16 protein-coding genes, 1 tRNA gene and 1 pseudogene are annotated in these 20,395 nt (G+C 38.9%); 11 read left to right on the top strand and 7 right to left on the bottom strand.

Annotated elements, in window-relative coordinates:
* Positions 1-87 precede the first annotated feature (87 nt).
* Positions 88-1,509 carry an ATP-dependent RecD-like DNA helicase gene (locus HW278_RS03935; protein WP_178976993.1) on the top strand — a complete coding sequence of 474 codons (1,422 nt, stop codon included), beginning with the start codon at positions 88-90 and terminating at the stop codon, positions 1,507-1,509.
* A 55-nt stretch (positions 1,510-1,564) separates the two neighbouring features.
* Here HW278_RS03935 and HW278_RS03930 read toward each other — a convergent pair whose 3' ends face one another.
* From HW278_RS03930 to HW278_RS03910, 5 genes are all read right to left on the bottom strand, one after another.
* Complete coding sequence (locus tag HW278_RS03930; RefSeq protein WP_009420813.1) at positions 1,565-1,912, bottom strand: phage holin family protein; 348 nt, start codon at positions 1,910-1,912, stop codon at positions 1,565-1,567.
* The gene (locus HW278_RS03925) at positions 1,897-2,667 is read right to left on the bottom strand and encodes an alpha/beta fold hydrolase (protein ID WP_178976992.1); all 771 of its coding nucleotides are present in this window, start codon (positions 2,665-2,667) and stop codon (positions 1,897-1,899) included. Before HW278_RS03925 ends, HW278_RS03930 begins: the two co-directional genes overlap by 16 nt.
* Before the next feature lie 19 nt (positions 2,668-2,686).
* Positions 2,687-3,802: a glycoside hydrolase family 6 protein gene (locus HW278_RS03920; RefSeq protein ID WP_178976991.1), complete on the bottom strand. Its 1,116-nt coding sequence runs from the start codon at positions 3,800-3,802 to the stop codon at positions 2,687-2,689.
* Positions 3,803-4,138: 336 nt separating this feature from the next.
* Positions 4,139-4,825, bottom strand: coding sequence for a tRNA (guanosine(46)-N7)-methyltransferase TrmB (trmB, locus tag HW278_RS03915; RefSeq protein WP_178976990.1), 687 nt, complete (start codon positions 4,823-4,825; stop codon positions 4,139-4,141).
* Between the two features lie 22 nt (positions 4,826-4,847).
* Positions 4,848-6,002, bottom strand: a complete 1,155-nt coding sequence (locus HW278_RS03910) for a 5-(carboxyamino)imidazole ribonucleotide synthase (protein WP_178976989.1) — start codon at positions 6,000-6,002, stop codon at positions 4,848-4,850.
* Positions 6,003-6,373: 371 nt separating this feature from the next.
* Between HW278_RS03910 and ribD the strand changes: the two are divergent.
* The 10 genes and pseudogenes from ribD (at position 6,374) to HW278_RS03860 (ending at position 18,075) form a co-directional block, all read left to right on the top strand.
* Positions 6,374-7,368 (top strand): annotated as a pseudogene (gene ribD, locus HW278_RS03905) (bifunctional diaminohydroxyphosphoribosylaminopyrimidine deaminase/5-amino-6-(5-phosphoribosylamino)uracil reductase RibD).
* 392 nt (positions 7,369-7,760) lie between these two features.
* Positions 7,761-8,675 carry a hypothetical protein gene (locus tag HW278_RS03900; protein ID WP_178976988.1) on the top strand — a complete coding sequence of 305 codons (915 nt, stop codon included), beginning with the start codon at positions 7,761-7,763 and terminating at the stop codon, positions 8,673-8,675.
* A gap of 270 nt (positions 8,676-8,945) precedes the next feature.
* Positions 8,946-10,100 (top strand): carboxypeptidase-like regulatory domain-containing protein, encoded by a 1,155-nt coding sequence (locus tag HW278_RS03895; protein WP_178976987.1) that lies wholly within the window; start codon positions 8,946-8,948, stop codon positions 10,098-10,100.
* A 310-nt stretch (positions 10,101-10,410) separates the two neighbouring features.
* On the top strand, positions 10,411-10,605 hold the full coding sequence (locus tag HW278_RS03890; protein WP_178976533.1) for a hypothetical protein: 195 nt from the start codon (positions 10,411-10,413) through the stop codon (positions 10,603-10,605).
* Positions 10,606-10,669: 64 nt separating this feature from the next.
* Positions 10,670-11,836, top strand: coding sequence for a carboxypeptidase-like regulatory domain-containing protein (locus HW278_RS03885; protein ID WP_178976986.1), 1,167 nt, complete (start codon positions 10,670-10,672; stop codon positions 11,834-11,836).
* A gap of 5 nt (positions 11,837-11,841) precedes the next feature.
* The gene (locus HW278_RS03880; RefSeq protein ID WP_178976985.1) at positions 11,842-13,671 is read left to right on the top strand and encodes a prenyltransferase/squalene oxidase repeat-containing protein; all 1,830 of its coding nucleotides are present in this window, start codon (positions 11,842-11,844) and stop codon (positions 13,669-13,671) included.
* Positions 13,671-14,846 (top strand): peptidase, M50 family protein, encoded by a 1,176-nt coding sequence (locus HW278_RS03875; RefSeq protein WP_178976984.1) that lies wholly within the window; start codon positions 13,671-13,673, stop codon positions 14,844-14,846. Before HW278_RS03880 ends, HW278_RS03875 begins: the two co-directional genes overlap by 1 nt.
* Positions 14,847-15,511: 665 nt before the next feature.
* Positions 15,512-17,155, top strand: coding sequence for an Ig-like domain-containing protein (locus tag HW278_RS03870; protein WP_178976983.1), 1,644 nt, complete (start codon positions 15,512-15,514; stop codon positions 17,153-17,155).
* A gap of 57 nt (positions 17,156-17,212) precedes the next feature.
* A complete protein-coding gene (locus HW278_RS03865; protein WP_034553891.1) occupies positions 17,213-17,734 on the top strand; it encodes a coiled-coil domain-containing protein in 522 nt (173 codons plus the stop codon).
* A gap of 270 nt (positions 17,735-18,004) precedes the next feature.
* Positions 18,005-18,075: transfer RNA gene (locus tag HW278_RS03860), tRNA-Gln, on the top strand.
* 33 nt (positions 18,076-18,108) lie between these two features.
* Here the strand turns inward: HW278_RS03860 and cls are convergent.
* Both cls and HW278_RS03850 read right to left on the bottom strand, forming a co-directional pair.
* Positions 18,109-19,560, bottom strand: a complete 1,452-nt coding sequence (gene cls / locus HW278_RS03855) for a cardiolipin synthase (RefSeq protein WP_178976982.1) — start codon at positions 19,558-19,560, stop codon at positions 18,109-18,111.
* Positions 19,557-20,330 carry a (Fe-S)-binding protein gene (locus tag HW278_RS03850; protein ID WP_009418932.1) on the bottom strand — a complete coding sequence of 258 codons (774 nt, stop codon included), beginning with the start codon at positions 20,328-20,330 and terminating at the stop codon, positions 19,557-19,559. The genes cls and HW278_RS03850 overlap by 4 nt, the downstream gene beginning before the upstream one ends.
* Positions 20,331-20,395 lie beyond the last annotated feature (65 nt).

Genomic DNA, 20,395 nt, shown 5'->3' with positions numbered 1-20,395 from the left:
GTATTGCGCAAAACTACAATCTTTTTTTGAAACAAAAAAATTATTTTAACTTTTTTTTATAATTTTGCTCTCAGAACTGTTTTTATTATGAACGAAAAAGCCTTTTTTAGTGCCCTTATTAGTGCCTTTAAACACGAGCCTACTCCTTCGCAAGATGTTGCTTTACAAAAGATTACAGAATATCTATTCTCGGTGAATGCTTCTGATAAACTTTTTTTACTAAAAGGTTTTGCTGGAACCGGAAAAACTTCTATCACCAACTGTCTTATCCGTACTTTACCGCTCATAAACCACCAATCGGTGTTATTAGCACCTACCGGTAGAGCAGCCAAAGTGATGACCTATTTCACCCAAAGACAGGCTTTCACTATTCACAAATATATTTATTACTCCAAAGCTGATGGTACTGATGTATCCTTCAAACTGCGTGCCAATAAGCTCCAAAATACTTTATTTATAGTAGATGAGGCTTCGATGATTGCTGATAACGACTATCAACTCTTTGAGCGCCCTTCATTATTAAACGACTTAATGCGCTTTGTGTATTCTGGAAAAAACTGCAAACTATTACTTATAGGCGATACTGCGCAATTGCCTCCTGTTAATACCCTCGAAAGTCCTGCACTGAATATTCCTTATTTAGAATATCAGTTTCAAAAAGAAGTACTCACGGTTACGCTTACTGAGGTGGTACGCCAGCGACGGAAGTCGGGGATATTGCGCAATGCTACCCGTTTGCGCAAACATATCTTCTCTTCGCTTGCTGAAAAACAGTTCGCTTTTAAGATAAATCATCACCCTGATATAATACGACTTACTGACGGGGCTGAAATACAAGACGCTATCAGTGAGGCGTATGACGATTATGGTTCAGAAGAAACTACGATAATAGTGCGCTCCAACAAGCGCGCGGTGGCTTGGAACAACCAAATACGCAGGGTGATTTTAGACGTTGAAGACGAAATAGCTGCCGGAGACTTGCTAATGGTGGTTAAGAATAATTACTTTTGGTGTAAGGATAATTCGCAAGTGAGTTTTATTGCCAATGGTGATACCATAGAGGTGTTACAGCTTTATGACTTTACAGAAGCCTATGGTTTCCGCTTTGCTGAGGTATCGGCTCAGCTTATTGATTATCCCGAAGAGCCTCCGTTTGATACGGTTATATTATTAGACACCTTAAACAGTGAGGCTCCTGCCTTATCACCAGCTCAAAGCAATCAGCTTTATGAAGAAGTACTCGCTGATTACGCTGATGAACCTACGGCTTATAAAAGATATCAGAAAGTGAAAGAAAACCCTTATTTCAATGCTTTGCAGGTGAAGTTCTCGTATGCGATTACCTGCCATAAGAGTCAAGGAGGGCAATGGGACGCCGTGTTTGTGGAGAAACCTTACTTACCTGATGATATCATAGATGAAGGTTACTTGCGATGGCTTTATACGGCTATCACTCGTGCTAAAGAAAGGGTGTACTTGGTAGGGTTTAAAGACGAGGATTTTGGCTGAGAATTAAGAGTTGAAGAAAGATAAGTTTTTTGAGTGACTTCAACTTTGGCAATAATTAGTTTCTTACTTTCCCAAGAGGAGCAAGAGCTAATGCCTGAGCTAACGAAAGGCAAGTGCTGAACATCAGTCCGCCCCAGAAGCCGTGTACTACAAAGCCACCTACTAATTTGCTTGCCAGGAGCACAATTACAGTGTTGATGATAAATAAAAAGAGCCCAAAAGTCATAAAGGTAATAGGGAAGGCAATGAACTCTAATATAGGGCGTACAATACCATTGAGAAGTGAGAGCACAAAGGCTACCACGAGGGCTGTAAAGAAGTTCTCGATATGAGCACCTACATTTAGATAGCCCAATACAAAAACAAGGGTTGCGGAGATGAATAAGCTTATAAAGTATCGCATAGAAAATGTATGGTTTTATTGTAAAATTCAGTAGGGTTTTGAGCGTGTAACCAGTGTCCTGCCTTGCTCACTGTATCGATAATAGCGTGCGGGAAGTGAGTGCGAATAAGGGCTTCGTCTTCGGGCATCACATACTCAGAATACTCTCCTTTTAAGAAGAGTGTTTTACCTTCGAACACATTGCTATCGGGGAGTTCAGCACCTATCTCGCTTTCATTCTCAATTAAAGCAGGGAGATTCAGGCGCAAGCCCAATCGGTCTTTGGTTTCCCAATAAAGGTTTTTCAGTAAGAACTGTCGCACCCCTATATCGCTTACATAAGCTGAAAGAGCTTTATCGGCTTCGGCACGTGAATGTATCACATCGAAATTTAAGGATGCTAAACCTTGTAAACAAGCTCCGTGATGCTCAGGAAAGTATTTAGGCGACATATCAGCAACGATGAGAGAAAGCACTCTATCGGGGTGTTCGGTAGCGAAAAGCATTGCTGTTTTGCCTCCCATAGAATGCCCCATCAGATGAAAGACTTTTAATCCGTGAGCATCAGCATATACAAGCAAATCTTGTGCCATTAGAGGATAGCTGAAATCGGGGCTGTGAAAACTACGACCGTGATTGCGTTGGTCTACTAAATGCACTTGAAAGCCCGCTTCGGCATATTTGAGCCCCAAAGTACGCCAGTTATCTGACATACCCAAAAAGCCGTGCAGGATAATGAAGGGAGTGCCTTCGCCTATAATTTGAGAATGTAACATAGTTATTTAGTAAGATAATTTAAAAGTTGTTAGGGACTTTCCACTCTTCTATAATTCCTTTTTCAATAGCTTTTTGCACTAATGATTTTGCTACTGCGGGATACCAAGAGCCTGCCTCAGGATCGCCATTGGCACAAGTACCATCGGATAAGCCAGGATGTTTAATCCACAAATAAGCGTCGGCGTGAGGAGCAGAGGTTTTGGTGGTAGGGCGTACTCCTAAAGCGGCGTTGAAATTGTTACAACTGTAATAATAAGCCTTATTGGTTTGTTTAGGACTATCGATACCATTGCGGGAGGTGTCTATCACGTAGTATTTTGTGCCCAAGCCTTTCTTTTGGAGCGTTTGTACGAACTCTTCGCTCCACTTTTCAGCCCGAGGAGTCCCTCTATGGTCGGCGACGTTGGTAACAAAGCCACGCATATACCGGATACCGCCATCTATTACCGCTTGAGCAGCTTCTTCTTGTTTGAGTTCTGTTCCGCCAATATGCAAATACAACAACGCATTTGGGTTGTTATCAGCAAAAGTTTTTCCTACATAAGTGAGGAGTTCAGCGCGTTCTTTGTATTTTGCATCGTTGTATTTCCAGCCTTTCTTTAAACAAAAGTTATGGGCATCGGGTTCTACAATCACTATTATAGGGGTTTTGCCAATAATAGCACTGGTGCGATTTATCCACTCTTTATAAGAAGCAGCCGTTTTATGACCTCCAGTTGAATACGAACCACAATCTCTATAAGGAATACCGTAGAGTGTAATGATAGGTGTTTTTTGTTGTGCCTTTGCGCCTTCGATGAGGCGTTTTAAGGTATTATCGTCGAAGGCTTTTACGCCTTCGAACCATTCAGCTGTGGGAGTAGCGGCTATTTGGTAATAGAGTTTCTTTAAGTAAGGGTCTTTTTCTTGCTTAGTCATTTCATAAGCCTTAGTTTCCGTAAAGAGATAGAAAGGCTTGGAATAAGCTAATAAAGAACTGTCTCCTTTTTTAGGTTCTTCTTTTTTAGGGTTCTCTTTTTTAGGATTTTCTTTTTGTGAAATCTCTTCAGTGTTACTGTTTTTGTTACAAGAGATGATTGCGAAGGATATCGCAATGATGAGATAAATGTACGTTAAAATAATATTCTTTTTCATTTGATAATATAATTGATGTTTAATGTTTATTCTTCTATAAGCCCCCGTTCCCCCGAAGGGGGACAACCCGTAAAGAGAGGTAAGTTGCCCATAGCCTTCCTTGAGGGGGAAGTGGAATGCAAAAAAGACTTTTTAGGTTTTTCAATGTTAATTAATGTGAGTTCGACGTAAGAAAAGTGTAGCTTGCGCTACAGAAATCTTACAAATCTTTAAAAAAATCAAACAAATAGGCAACGAGTTGCCTTTAGATACATACTCTGCTATGCCAGCTCGCAGACTACACACAGATTACACACAGATTACACAGATACTCTTTCAATTGACAATTGACAATTGTTAATTATCATCTTTTTTTATCTGAAAGCGAATGTAGGTAATAGGTTTGTTTTGCTCCAAATAGAACTGCTCATAAAAGGTTTTAATTTCGGTTACTTCTTCGGGTACACCGTCGCTATTATAAATGTTGTGATTGGCATAGAGTACTTTATGCCCTGCTCCGTGTAACAATCCTAGCGTATAGCCGTGCATAAACTCACTATCGGTTTTGAGGTGGATATAACCCTCAGGAGCAAGGATATGCTGATACCGCGTTAGAAAATCGGCGTTTGTAAGGCGGTGCTTGGTGCGCTTGTATTTGATTTGAGGGTCGGGGAAGGTAATCCATATTTCGCTTACTTCCTCAGGGGCAAAACAATATTCGATGAGTTCTATTTGGGTGCGCAAGAAGGCTACATTGGTAATATTTTCGTCAGTAGCAGTTTTAGCACCTCGCCAAAAGCGTGCTCCTTTGATATCGATACCTATAAAATTCTTCTGAGGGTAGCGTTTGGCTAAGCCCACTGAGTATTCACCTTTACCACAACCCAATTCTAAGACGATAGGGTGATTGTTCTTAAAAAAGAGTGTGTTCCACCGACCTTTATAGACAAAAGCACCGTTAAGGAGCTCTTCGCGTGAAGGTTGGATTACATTGGCAAAGGTTTTATTTTCTTCAAATCGTTTGAGTTTGTTTTTGCTTCCCATAGATTGAGTGAATAGAGAAAAATTAGGCGATTACGCGTATGGTGTTCTTTACTTGTTCGGCTATTTGGCGTGCTTCGTTGATATTAGGATTTACAATGGTTACGTGTCCCATTTTCCTAAAAGGGCGTGTTTCTTTTTTGCCGTAGATATGGGGGGTTACGCCTTCCATTGCCATTATCTGTTCGATGTTTTCATACACTACCTTTCCTTGATAGCCTTCTGCTCCTACAAGATTCACCATTACGCCTGCGACCTTACTTTCGGTACTTCCTAAGGGCAGGTTTAAGATAGCGCGCAGGTGTTGCTCAAACTGATTGGTATAAGCTGCCTCAATACTGTAATGTCCTGAGTTATGTGGGCGAGGAGCGACCTCGTTTACCAAAATCTCATCATTTTTTGTTTGAAAGAGCTCGACGGCTAAGAGTCCTACTACTTCAAAAGCTTGGGCTACTTGTATTGCAATAGTACGTGCTTTTTGAGCGACAGCCTCTTCAATACGCGCAGGACAGAGCACATACTCCACCTGATTGGCTTCGGGGTGGAACTCCATTTCTACCACAGGGTAGGTACGCACCTGACCCTTTGCATTACGGGCTACGATTACTGCCAATTCCTTTTTGAAAGGCACTAAGCTTTCGGCAATGCACTGGTCGTTAGGTAAAAAATTCAGGTCGGTGAGCTGGCGGACGATTTTCACGCCATTACCGTCGTATCCGAAGCGTGCTGACTTCCACACGAAAGGTAAAGTGAGTTGTTGCTCATCGATTGCCTTTTTCAGACTTTCGGTATTTTGAAAAACTTGAAAAGGAGCGGTAGGGATACCGTGAGAGGCATAAAACTGTTTTTGAGAGGCTTTATTTTGGATATTCTTGATAGTTTGAGGGCTGGGATATACTTTTACCCCTTCGGTTTGTAGTTTCTCTAAGGCTTCTACGTTTACGTTTTCGATTTCGATAGTGAGTACCTCAACGTCTTTACCAAAGTTATACACGGTATTAAAGTCGGTAAGGTTGCCTTGCACAAAGGTATTGCAGGCAATGCGACAAGGAGCGTCGGGGGAGGGGTCGAGCACCTTGGAGGTGATATCGAACTTGCGGGTTTCGGTAAGGAGCATCTTGCCTAACTGACCTCCGCCAAGGATTCCGAGTGTAAAATCGGAAGAGAAATAATGGGGCATATTGCTTTAATGATTAATGGTTAGTGGTTAATGGTTAATGAGGAGGCAAAGGTACGAAATTATTTTTTAATGCCAAAAAAACTAAATAGTGCCAGAGGAGGTAACTTACTGGAGTTTTCAGAAGATATCGAAAGATATTAGGATAATATCGGAAAAATACCGAGATAAAAGGAAACTATGGAAAAAGTGTACTTAGCTTATAGAAAGCTTATAGGAAGCTTATACGAATCTTGGAAGATAGATATAGAAATGCTATATAGATTGTTTATTTTCAATGGGTTATGAATTGTTAAAATTGTATAAAACATTTTATCGTTTTTATACTTAGCGGTTATTTTATTATCTTTGCGCCAAAAGTTATTTTTTTTCTTATGACAACCTCAGAATTAACTATTGATGAGTGGTATATGCATAGGTGCATTCAGTTGGCTTATAATGGCTTAGGAAGTACCTATCCGAACCCTATGGTAGGTAGTGTTATCGTATACGAAGGGCGTATCATAGGGGAGGGGTGGCACCAGAAAGCGGGTGAGGCACACGCTGAGGTACGGGCGATTACCTCGGTGAAGGATAAGAGTCTGCTACCGAAAAGTACGATTTACGTGAGTTTAGAGCCCTGTTGTCATTTTGGGAAAACGCCTCCGTGTGCTGACCTTATCATTGCTCACAAGATAGGACGGGTGGTGATTGGCACTACCGACCCTTTTGCGAAAGTGCACGGCAAAGGGATTGAAAAACTGCGCAATGCAGGGTGTGAGGTGACAGTGGGGGTGTGTGAGGCTGAATGTAGGGAACTGAACAAGCGGTTTTTTACTTTTCACGAAAAACATCGCCCTTATATTATCCTGAAATGGGCTGAAACGCGCGATGGGTTTATAGCTCCCCTGCATAAAGAAGAGGTTGCTCCGCACTGGATTAGCGACGTTTATGCACGCCAGACAGCACACCAAATGCGCACTGAGGAACAGGGTATTGTGGTGGGAATAGGAACGGTATTGGCGGATAATCCTTCGTTGGACAGCCGTAGCTGGTATGGGCGCAATCCTGTGAGGATAATAATTGACCCAAAGTTACGCAGTCCGAAGGAATTTGCGGTATGGAACGACCGTACGACTACTTTGTTTTTTACTGAAGAGACGTCTGTTCCCGAGATGATACACACTGATTTTTTCACGATAGATTTTAAGCATAAACCGTTGGAACAAATTTGTGCTAAACTGTATGAAATGAATTTACAAAGTATGATTGTGGAAGGGGGGCTTATACACTGCAACAGTTTATCGACGAAGGGTTATGGGACGAAGCGGTTGTATTTACGGGGGATATTTGCTTTGGAGAAGGGGTGAAAGCACCTATTCTTAAGTAAAAGGTGCGAGCCGCACAGGCGTAAAAGGAAAGGAAAAGTCAGCGAGGGCTTATAGTTGGGTATGTGAGTAAAAGGTAAAAAGAGATAGAAATTGCAGGAATTACTAAAAAACGGTGAAAGAAGGCTTGGGGTATACCGAATAAATGTTAAAAAGGGGTTGTTTTTAGGAGAAAAAGTGCTTTCTGGCAAGATTTTTGATAGTAGAATTAGTATAAATATGATGTAAACAAGTGTGTCTTGCAGTGTTTTAGCACAATAGTTATTTTATAAGGAGTGTAACACAACACACATATTAAAAGTAGTGTATAAGTCTTTGGATTGGAAAGACTCGCACGGATTCTAGAAAGTACGAGCATTACAAACATAGATAATCTTCAAAATAATTATATACAATGAAAAGAGTTATTTTATTACTTTCGACAGTTGGCTTATTCACAGCTTGTGATAAAGGCGACGATTTACCACCTTCAGATCCTATCTATTTTGCAGATAAGATAGTGGAGACGACCCTACCTGCACAAGGTACCCAAACACAAACTACTGAAAATCTTTTTGAATATGAGAAAACCGCATTAGGCTTGGTACGCAAACACACAATAAAAGTGATAGATGACACTGGCAGAACTGTGGAAAAAGTGTACGAGACTTCGTATGACGGGACTTTTCCTATCAAAACGGTTTACACAGAAGGCAATGTGAAAAAAGAGGAAGTTGTGTATGAAAAGTATAGCAGTGAAAGAGGACGCTTGCTTAAGAAAACAACTACTGTGGTAGGCAAAGAGAGTTTGCCAACCGTAGATGAGTATGAGTATGATGGTGGCAGGTTAAAAAAACATACTAAAAGTGAAAAGCTATCGGCTAATGTAACTAAGTATACAGTGGTAGACTACAACCGTGAAGTACTCAATGAGATAAAGGCTGTAACAAGCGAATACACTGAAACGAGTGGAGTGAAGAGTACCGCTACCACTACTGCTACAGATACTTATGTGTTGAACTACAACGGAACGGTAAGAGAACACACTCACACGGCAGGTAATAAGACTTCGGTAACAACCTACCAGTATGATGGTAGAACCAATCCTTGGTTTTTGCATTTGTCTTATAGAGCTACTCACCCCGAAGTGTTCTTAGATGAACAATACGCCAGAAATAACATTACCAAGAAAACGGTAAAGGACTCTGGTGCAACAGGACGTAGTTACGAGCAAGAAACCACTTATAGTTACTTTAAAACTGAATACCCTCTTAAAGCTACTGTAAAGGAAAACGGTAAAGAAGTAAAAACAATAGAATTCACATATTAGTTAGAGACTTTTACATTGTATTTGTGTTTGAAATTTCTTTCAGAAAAAGCTCCTATAAGAGGAGCTTTTTTCTTATTTAAGCCGTAGATCGCAACACGATAGGCAGTGTCAGCCACACAGGCAACCGTAGCACGGCAGGCAGTGCGAGTCACACGGGCAGTTTATGATTTTGGTTTTTGAGAAACTCGGGAAAATCTTTAGCAAAAGCTCGCCGTGCAAAGGTACGTTATTTACTAATTATTACTACCTTTGGCGCAAAAATATAATAAAATGAAAACACTATTCTTGATCCTATTGTTCACAACTACTACCTTACACGCCCAAGTAGCTGAGCTTACCCTGTTCGACGCTACTACTCATAAAGCTATTCCCAATGCCGAAGTGTATTATACCAACACGCTTAACGGCACTATTACTAACGAGGAAGGCAAAGCAAAAATTACCGTAGAAAATGATACGCTTACCCTAAGTCATATTGGTTATGAGACCAAGAAGATTTTTACAGATAAGACTTTTTCCAAAGCAACAGTCTATCTCACACCACAAGAAATACAGCTTGACGAAGTAGTACTGTACAATTTTGATTTGAAGAAGAAAGTAAAGTATGTTTTAGATAATTACTTCAAATTGTATGACACTAAGGCTAAGATATTAGAGTGTACCTATCGAGAAAAGATGATAAGAAATGATACCTTAACAAGGCTCTACCAAGTTCAATTAGATTGGTGGAGCAAGACCTATCGTTATGCTTCTTTCAATCAACCTTTAGAAAAACTATTACAAATCCGACTTAAGAATGTTGACTACTCTAAAATGTTAAGCGAAGATGAAGTCGCGGCTCGTTCTGCTCACTTAGAAAGAACGCCAATGTTTATGTATCTTTTTGTGAACACCTATTTGTCATTTATAAATCAGTTTGGTGAAAATATTGAAATTAAAAAAGTAGAGAAAAGTAAAGATGTTACTAAAGTAACATTTAATGCTGATATTGTAATCAATAAAAAACTAATTCTAAAACTTGAAAAATCGGTATTGGTGTTTGACAATACTACCAATGCTGTGAGAAAAGTCATTTTTAATGACATACATCAAGGTATAAAGGATAAAGTTTCTGAGAAAACGAATAAGCCTTATAAGTCTATTACAGATAACTGTCGTTTGGAACTTACTTTAACTGACTATAAAGGCAAGTTATTGTTTAGTTCTTATTATGTAAGACTCATAGGAGCTGTTGAATATAAAGGGAAAAGAGATAAACTCTTTTTAGAGCATAGTTTTTTGCGTACAGGAGTACAGAACAAACATATTAAAAAAGAAGATAGAATAGACATTCAAAAATCTTTTCACGAATACGTTACTCCTCACAAACAAGGTGAAGCCAAGTTTTTACTTACCAAAGAAGAACAAGATTTTATAAACCAATAACCTTGTCCAATACCCAAAAAGAATACCGTGTAATTTCTAATTTTTAACTGTTAGAATACTAAAGCTTCAATAAGCAAAAAGCATTTCTCAATACCTCAATCACCTCAAAAAAAATTAACAGTTTAAAGGAGGAATTGTAGTACAAAGATTGTAACGTATTGATTTATAACGTTAGCATAGTTAAAGTTTTGTTAAAATTGCACTTACCTATTGACACGTTTTTTTTTTTATATCTTTGCGCTATAAAAAGGAAGTAACCGATGCCTTACCCAAAGAAGGTTTGATTTCCAGTATTAAAATATAAATAGTTATGGAAACAAAATTCAACAAAGAGCAAGTTTGCGAACTTGACGAAAAAGCCTTAGTAAATGCGTTTGAGATAGACGAACTTGAAAAACGCTATGAAATGGGGTGGGCACCCAGTTCAGTAGGAGGTTCTGGTGGATATTCCGAATCTGATGGTTGGAATTTTAAAGTACAAAGCACGTGGGATCTTACTAAATGATGAAGTTTTTAACAAACAGCGGGGGATTCCCGCTGTTTGTTCTGATTTTTAAATTTATTACCCTATGAAACTAAAAATATACTTAAAAACAATATTGCTACTAATCTCTTTTCAAATTCTTTCTGCACAGCAGAAGATTATAAATGTTTTGGATAACACAACCAAACAGCCTATTAGCAATGTGCATCTATATCTGCCTAATCTTGAAAAAGGAACAATTACTAATGAAGAGGGGAAAGCAAAAATAGATTTTAGCATAGAAGATAGCTTAATTGTAAGTTGTGTAGGTTATACGACAAAGAGATTAGTTATAAATAAAGACACTTCTTTCAGCACTTTGTATTTAACTCCTGAAGAAATTGTGCTTGATGAGGTAGTTATTTATAATTTCGACTTAAAAAAACAAGTAGGATACGTGTTAGATAATTATAAAAAACTCTATGAAACTAATGCTAAAACATTAGAATGTACTTATAGAGAAAAATTTGTAAGAAATGATACTCTTACACGACTTTACCAAGTGCAATTAGATTGGTGGTTCAAACAATATCTATTTATCCCACAAGAAACATTAGATAAACAGTTGGCTGTTACACTTAAAAATACTGATTATTCTCATATAAAGAATGATAAGGATAAAACCACACAAGGAGCTTTTTTAGATCCTAAAAACCTATTTCAATATCTTTATCCTAACAGCTATTTATCTTTTATAAAGTATTATGGAGAGAATATTGAAATTAAAAAAGTTGAAAAGAATGCTGATCACACCAAAGTAACTTTTAATGCAGACATTGTTATCAAAAAAGAGCTCAGTCTTAAATTAACTAATTCAGTTATTTATTTTGATAATCACACTAATGCAGTGAAACGTATTATTTTTAATGATACCAAGCGTTCTGTAAGTGAAAATGTTTCAAAGGAAAGCAAAATTCCCTTTAAATCTATCTCAGATAATTTCTCCTTAGATATTACTTTCAGTAATTATAAGAACAAATTATTGTTTAGCAGTCTTTATGTAAAAGCTAAAGGAGGTATTGAATATAATAACAAAAGAGATAATCTTCAAACAGAGCAATCTTTCTTGCGTACGGGTGTAACAAAAGGACAAATAAAAAAGGATGACAGAATAGACATAGAAAAACCCTTCTTTGAATATGTTACCCCTCATAAACAAGGTGAAGCCAAGTTTTTACTTACCAAAGAAGAACAAGATTTTATAAACCAATAACCCTTATGCCCACTACCGAGAAGTCTCCAGAGTTTTATAAGCATTACCCTGCGTTGTTTCACGCTTATTTTCCTACTGTAAGTGCTGAAACCTTGCGCTTGCTCTGCAAAGCGGGCTATGCCTACTATAATGCGGTACTTTGTTTAGACGCCTTAGTAGATGAGGGCGATACCAAAGCATTGGTGGAAATGCTTGCCTTGCAAGAGGAAACAATTAAAATTCTCACGAGTATTTACGGTTATAAATCGCCTTTTTGGGCTCTATGGCAACAGCGTAAAGCGGAGTATTTTAAGGCTATACAAACCGAAAAACACCTGCTCACTACCCTTGAGGTATCGTTTGAACAATACAGTAGCTTAGCAGATGACAAGTCGGCTTTTGGCAAAATAGCTATAGATAGCCTTTGGCTACAAAGCAACACTCAAAACAAGGCTGTGTACGAAAAATTATTATTGTCACATCGCTATTTTTCAGTAGGGTTTCAACTCTATGACGATGTAAAGGATTTTGCACGTGATGTACGCCGAGGGCAATTCAATTGGGCGGTCTATCAGTTACAACAAAAGGTAGATTTTGCAGAAGCACAACACGAGCCTAACACTCTTCATAAATATTTGTTTGTAAAAGGCGTGGGGCAAGACTTGCTAAAAGAAGCTATTGTGCAGTTTGAAAAGGCAAAAGCTGTAGTAACTGAGCTGAATATTCCCAGCGGGTGGTTGCAAACTATTGAGCAGATGATTAGCACTATCCAAAGCTATTTGGAAACTACCGAAGGTTATTTGGCTGTGCTAAAAACTACACTTGCTCTTAAAAAAGAACGAAACACTGCCCCTTTTTTCAATTTTTCGGCAGTAAAAGAAGAGAGCATACACAAAGGCTTGGATTTTATAGAGCAAGATTTCCGTCAGCATTACGCTGAACTGAAACATACTATGTACTTAGGCAATGCCGAAGGCTTTGAAAACACTTGTCAGGTACATACCTCCGATACTTTCCAGCGTGCACTATTAGACGATTGCTTGTACACTATTGCTCAACGATACCACTTGCCCATTACATCTTTCTTTGAGGAGGAATACCACTACTTTATGGAGCGTATCAATCCCGAAGTAGGCGCTTGGCAATACTTCCCCACCGTACAAGAAATAGCTCCTGATATTGATGATTTGGCACAAATAATGCAGTTCTTTATTCATATTGGCAAAAAAGATGAGATTGCTAAGCACTGTCAAAAAGCCATTGATACTGCTATCAATAGTAGAAGTTGTGCGAATGGAGGCATTGAAACGTGGATACTCCCCAAGCACAACCTAACACCTCTACAGCAAAAGCAACAGTATTTCAACGAAAGCAAATGGGGGACAGGTCCCGATGTGGAGGTAGTAGCTAACTTCTTGTATGCGCTCTATCTTTATGACCCAAAAGCCTATTTGTCTGTTATCCAAAAAGGAATTAGTTATTTATTCTCTCAACAAAAAGAAGAAGGTTATTGGGAGAGTCGTTGGTATTACGGCAATTATTACGGTACCTACGTTTGTGTGCGCTTGTTGCAATGCTTTGCTGAGCAATATACAAACCAGATACAGCGTGCTGTCAATTATATCAAAACCCATCTACCTACTGAACCCCTTTCTATAGCATTGGCTTTACTCACTTTAAAAACAGTGGGACTCAACACTGATGAAACTACTATAATCCTACAAAAACAATTGCTTGCTACTCAAAATATCTCAGGAGGGTGGGAAGCTATGAACTTTATCAAACCTAAAGCGTACGAACCTTATAAAAGCGAGACGCTTACTACTGCTTACGCCCTTAAAGCCCTTTGCTTCTAATGCAAAACAAAATTCCACATATTAATCCCTCTATTACTTTCAATAAACTCAGCGATAACGAGTTTATTCTCTGTAATACCCTTCATAAGCATTATTTGAAAATCAATAAGGATACTTATAACCTCCTTTCACTCATTGACAATGAGCGCTCTCTTCAAGAGATATGTGAACTACACAACCAGCAATCTGAAAAGAAACTTACGGTAAACGCTCTACACTTTCTTCTTTACGACAAACTCTCGAAGTATGGACTCTTAGTAGGCGAAGAAGAACAAATAAAACCTTATCAAAAGCCTTCCTATCTCAAGCTGAGTTTTATCATTTTTAGCAAGCGTTTTATTGCTAAAATCACCCCTTCACTACATTTTCTTTTTCGCAAGAAAATAGCTTTTTCTCTTTTGATATTATGCGCAGTGATGATAGGAACGGAACTTTATTGGTTATTAGAGGGGTATAAAAGTTTTAAAGTGCAGGAAAGTGTTATTTTCTTTTTGGTGGTAATGGCAATGAGTGTTACCTTTCACGAATTGGGGCACGCTACCGCAGCAAGCCATTTTGGGGCAGAACACGGAGGAATTGGCGGTGGTTTCTACCTATTTACTCCCGTTTATTTTGCCGATGTTACTGATGTATGGCGACTCAAAAAATGGCAACGGGTGGTAGTAAATTGTGCAGGAATGTATTTTGAAATCATTTTCTGTACCTTGCTCTCATTAGTAGGGTTATTGTTAGGACAAATAAGTCTGACCCTCATTGCTATTATCGTTTGCTTACACACTTTTTTTAACCTCAATCCATTTCTCAGAAGCGATGGCTATTGGATACTCTCAGATATTACAAATAAACCTAACCTTTTGCAACACTCTTTCCGCAAAATAGGTGATGTTTTCAGAATGATCAAAGGTAAAAAAGTACAGTGGGCAAAAATAGATTTTCTCTTATTAGTCTACGGTTTAGTAAGCTATAGTTTTATTGTACTATTTGTGTATTATGTGCTATTTAAAAACCCACATTCTATATTAAACTTTCCACAGAACCTATATAATTTCCTCAAAAGTTTATGGGACAAAAATGCTACTATTAGTTTAGTGTCACTTGGCGAACTGATTGTACCAATGTTATTCTTCTATTTGTTGTTCAGCTTCTTAAAAGGAATGTTGAAGAAAAGAGGTTAGGGTTTAACTATCAGGTTTTAGTGGAACTCTTCTAACGACAAATAATTTTCTCTCTAATTTTACTTACAAGTCTCACCTTCTTTTTGAGGTTTTTCTCGTTAATAGGCGGAGTTTGGCTATTTGTTCAGTTTCATCAAAAACATATTTAATAAAGTGTTTTTCTAAAGGCAAAAGCGTCATAGTTAAAAGGTAAAACTGAATATTTGAATAATGAAAAGCTTGTGAGGAACAAGGTAAGAATAATTTCTAATTAACAGAATAGACAATTTGCAGATGAAATACTTTGCGTTTTTTTTGTTAAAAAATCACTTTTACCTGCATTTTGTTCAAAAAAATTCAGCCTTTTTTACCCATCTGATATTCAGTTTTCTAACGCCTTTCCTTCGCCTTAGCTTCGGTTTAGATTCGCCTTAGGTTCGTCTTACCTTCGGTTAAAGTAGCTAAAAAGTAAAATATAAAAATAAAGACAATATATTGACTATTATATATTTATAGTTTTTAAAAAGTTTTAAGATACTCAGCTCTTAAATCTGAAAAAAACGCAAGCATTTAACAAGTATTAACATTTTTATTAATGGATAGATTTGTCAGTGTACTATTAGCTGAATTTGCCAATTCACTAATTATTTACTACTTTTGCAAAAAATTACCTTGTAACTCATTATATGAAACATAGATTCCCCATACTGCTCACTATATTCATCGCTTTACTGCTGTGGCAGTGCGCCCGTCGTGGTTCACCCACAGGAGGTCCCAAAGATACTACTGCACCTGTCCTTTTGCAGTCGGTGCCAAGGTCGGGAGCAATGAAGTTCCACGGCAAGAAAATACGTTTGCAGTTCAATGAGTTTGTGGTTACTAAAGACGTGCGCAAACAGCTTATCATCTCCCCCCCGATGAAAACCTTCCCTACTATTTTGCCTACTTCAGCTTCGAAATGGTTGGAAATAAACATTATCGATACCCTAAAACCCAATACTACCTACGTGCTGAACTTCGGTAATAGTATTCAGGATTACAACGAAGGCAATCCTTTGCCCGATTTTAAATACGTGTTTTCCACTGGCGATGCGCTCGACTCGCTCTGGTATGAAGGTGATATTGCCGATGCCATTGCCCCTAAACCCGATAACTTTGTAACGGTGATGCTCTACCCCTATAACGAGCAGTATAACGATTCGCTCGTGTACAAAACGCAACCTACTTACGTCACCAATACGCTCGATAGTCTCGATAGCTTTGTGCTCGAATACCTTAAAGAAGGCAAATATAAGCTCATTGCGCTGAAAGAGAAGAGTGCGAACTATCTGTTCAATCCCAAAGACGACAAAATTGCCTTTATGGAAGAACCTATCACCGTCGCCTATTTAAAGGGGAATCCACAAGGTTTCTACCCCAAATTGCGCTTGTTTAAAGAAGTGCCTCCTTATAAAGCACACCGCCCTACACAAGTGGCGGGCAACCACATACAGTTTGGCTTCGAAGGTAAAACCGATAGTGTGAACATCAAGCCCATATCACCGGTGAGTAAAGATTTTAAGTATATCGTCTCCAAAGACCCCAAGAAAGATACGCTTAACCTGTGGTATAGTCCTAAACAGAAGGATTCTTTGGTATTTACAGTAGCAAAACAGAAAAAAATTGATACGTTTAAAGTCCGTATAAAGGAAATGAAGAACGACAGTTTGCAGATAGAAAACCTTTTTTCAGGTGATTTGCCGATGTACAAAGACTTTGGTTTTAGGAGTAATATCCCCATAGTAAAGACCGATAGCACTAAGCTAAAAGTGTTTGCAGGCAAAGATTCTACGGCAGTAGCTGTTCCGTTTAAAACACAATTAGCTCCTAATCGCTTAGAATACTATGTGCTATTTGATAAAAAGAACGACGAGACCTACCGCATAGAAGCACTCCCTAATGCGCTCACCGACTTTTTTGGACATACGAACGATACCCTAAAAGTAAACCTACATACCAAAAAACTCGAAGAAGTAGCCATTTTTAAGCTACACCTCAACACCGATGAGAAGACCCTGCAATACCCTGTTATTTTGCAACTCACCAACGAAAAAGCTACCGAGGTAGTGCGAGAACTTTATGTTGAAAAACCACAAGAGCAATACCTGTTCGAGAACGTAAATCCCAGTAAGTTCCGCTTACGGCTGATAGAGGACAAGAATGCTAATCGAGAGTGGGACACAGGTAGTTTCCTTGAACAACGCCAGCCCGAGCGGGTCTGGTATTTCCCGCAACTCATAGAGCTTCGTGCCAACTGGGAAGTAGAAGAAACGTGGCGAATTGATAATTAGCATTTGCTATGTAGATAAAAATTATTATCTTTGCCCGAAAATAATACACACAGAATTATGACAACTGAACTCATACAATTATACGATACCGTAAGTGAAAAAATAGGTAAGGAAGGAGCTGCAGCGTTAGCCAGTTATCTTTCTAAATTTACTGATGAACGCGTAAAGGCAAATATTGATAACTTAGTAACTAAAACAGAATTTCATAAAGAAATAGCAGAAATAAGAATGGATATAGCCGAATTGCGTTCAGAGCTCAAGCAAGATATTGCAGAGTTACATACTGAGGTAGCAGAGTTGCGCTCAGAACTCAAGCAAGATATTGCAGAGTTACGCTCAGAACTTAAACAAGATATTGCAGAGTTACGCTCAGAACTCAAACAAGATATTGCAGAGCTACGCTCTGAATACAAACAAGATATTGCCCAATTGCGTACTGAGATTGTAGCATTAAGAGCAGATTTACAAAATGAAATGAAAGACGGTTTTGCTAAGATGAATCGTATCTTTATACAATGGCTTATAGGATTCTTTACTTCATTAGTAATTCTGATATTAACACTTTATTTTAATAGGTAATAATGATAAATATTATAAAAAAGCCTCATTGCACAGCAATGAGGCTTTTTAGTGAGTGTAGTTCAGATGAAGGAATACGAAAGAAGAATGGGAAGGAATCAGTGCTTTTACTCGTTAAAAAATAGAATACTATTAGGAAAGAACTCTAATTAACTGCTTAATTATAAAGTATTTTATTTGTTTCTAATTTATTTTTCGTAAAAAAACTATTAAAAAATTTGCAGATTAGAAAAATAGCAGTACCTTTGCACCGCAAAAATGAAATGTGATTGGTCTATGGTGTAATGGTAACACAGCAGATTTTGGTTCTGTTATTCTAGGTTCGAGTCCTAGTAGACCAACAAAAGGCTTCCTATAAGGAAGCCTTTTTTGTCTTACAAGAAGGGTGAAAACAACCGCACGATACGTTCTATGAGTTGTTTGAACTTACTCCGCTTTTCCCACGCTTCTAACCTTAACAAACTTGCGTCTTCTAAATCCTTATAGAAAATCCTGCGCAAATCACCTGCAACTTCTTTGTTGTACACTAAGGCATTCACTTCAAAGTTAAGGTCAAAACTGCGTGCATCGAGGTTAGCTGTCCCTACTGAGGCTACTTCGCCGTCTATCACAAAAGTCTTGGCGTGTACAAAACCTTTTTCGTATCGGTAGATTTCTACCCCTGCTTTTAGCAATTCTTCAAAAAACGATTCGCTAGCCGTATGCACAAACACCGAGTCGCCTTCTTTTGGTACAAATAATTTCACCTCTACCCCACTAAGTGCCGCAATGATGAGGGCTTCTTGTAGCGAAGTGTCGGGAATAAAATAAGGAGTAGTAATTAGGATTTCACGCTTGGCAGCGTAGATGAGTTGTACGGTAGCGAAGAGAATGTTAGATAGGTCAGAATCTGCACCGCTAGAGACGATTTGTGTAAAATAATCGGTAGGGTAGGGCTGTGTGACTATGGGGAAGTAAGGTGCATCGATAGCTACGTTTTCCTCACTGCAAAAATTCCAATCTTGTAAGAATACCGCTTGCAATACGTGAGCTGAGTAACCTCGTACTTTTAGGTGAGTATCCCGCCAATAGAGAGCATTAGGCTCATCGTTGTTGTACTTATCACTGATGTTGATGCCTCCTACGAAAGCGGTATAACCGTCCACTACCACTATCTTGCGGTGGTTGCGGTAGTTCATACGGTTAGCGAGTTTTACAAAGTTGATTTTGTAAAAAGGGAAAGCAGGCACACCATTGGCTAAGAGTTCTTTTACTATATTCTTGCGAATGCCTTGACTTCCGAAATCATCATAAATAAAGCGTACCTCTACCCCTGCCTGCACTTTCTCAATAAGAATATTTTTAATGGTATTGCCTATGTGGTCATTCTCGTAGATGTAATACTCTATATGAATATGGTGCTTTGCTGCGCGTAGGGCGTCGAGTAGTTCAGGGAAGAGGTTTTCGCCGTTGCATATCACCTTCACCTCTTCGTTAGGGATAATAGAGAGGCGTTCTTCTATGTTCGAGAGGAAACGTAAACTCTTTTCATAGGGAGTGATGAAGGCAGTATCAAGCGAGTTTAGATGGGCACGTATCTCCGGATAGATATGTTCTAATCGCTGACGAAAGGATTGGTCGATAGTGAGCTTTTTGTGGTATATTTTATGCTTGCGATAGTTGATACCAAATGAGAAGTAAAAGATAGCCCCCAATATAGGCACAAAGATAACCAAGAGCAAGTATGCTAAGGCTTTACTTACTGAACGGGTGTCCCACACGATGCGCAAACAAATAACGATTATCAGTAGGACGTAGAGGATTTCATAGAGCAGAAGGAACTTCATTTTTCACTATTGTCAAGCAATTCTGCGATGTCGTATACTTTTACTTGTGTTTCTTTGTTTTTTGTCTTTATACCATCGGTCATCATAGTGTTACAAAACGGACAAGCGGTAGCGATGATATTGGGATGCACTTCAAGGGCTTGTTCAGTGCGCAAAACATTGATATCCTTATCGCCTTTTTCAGCTTCTTTGAACATCTGAGCGCCTCCTGCTCCACAACAAAGAGCACGTGCCTTGCAACTCTTCATCTCTACCAAATCAGCATCGAGTTTTTGTAAGAGTTCACGCGGGGCATTGTACACCTTGTTAGCTCTGCCCAAATAACAAGGGTCGTGAAAGACGATGCGTTTCCCTTTAAAAACACCGTCCTCAATGGTAAGTCGGCCTTCCTGCACTAAAGCTTTGAGCAATTCGGTATGATGGAGGACTTCATAGTGTCCGCCTAAGGCAGGATATTCGTTTTTAAGAGTGTTGAAACAATGTGGACAAGCGGTTACTATCTTAGTAATATGGTAGCTGTTCAGCACTTTGATATTCATCATTGCCTGCATTTGGAAGAGAAATTCGTTGCCTGCACGCTTGGCAGGGTCGCCGGTACAGCTCTCTTCGGTGCCGAGTACGGCAAAGCGCACCCCTGCTTTTTGCAAGAGGTGAGCAAAGGCTTTGATAATACGCTTGGCGCGGTCGTCAAAACTACCAGCACAGCCTACCCAGAAGAGTACTTCGGGGGTTTCGCCACGAGCTGAGAGTTCTGCCATTGTTGGAATCATAATAATCTAATTTGGTGCGAGTCGCACGGGCTGTAATTTGGTAATTTGTTAATTTGGCACGAGCT

The sequence above is a fragment of the Capnocytophaga sp. oral taxon 902 genome (assembly GCF_013394735.1).
GTDB lineage: Bacteria > Bacteroidota > Bacteroidia > Flavobacteriales > Flavobacteriaceae > Capnocytophaga > Capnocytophaga ochracea.
Note: the sequence above shows the minus strand (reverse complement) of the source record. Positions and strands in the feature narration are given on the sequence as shown.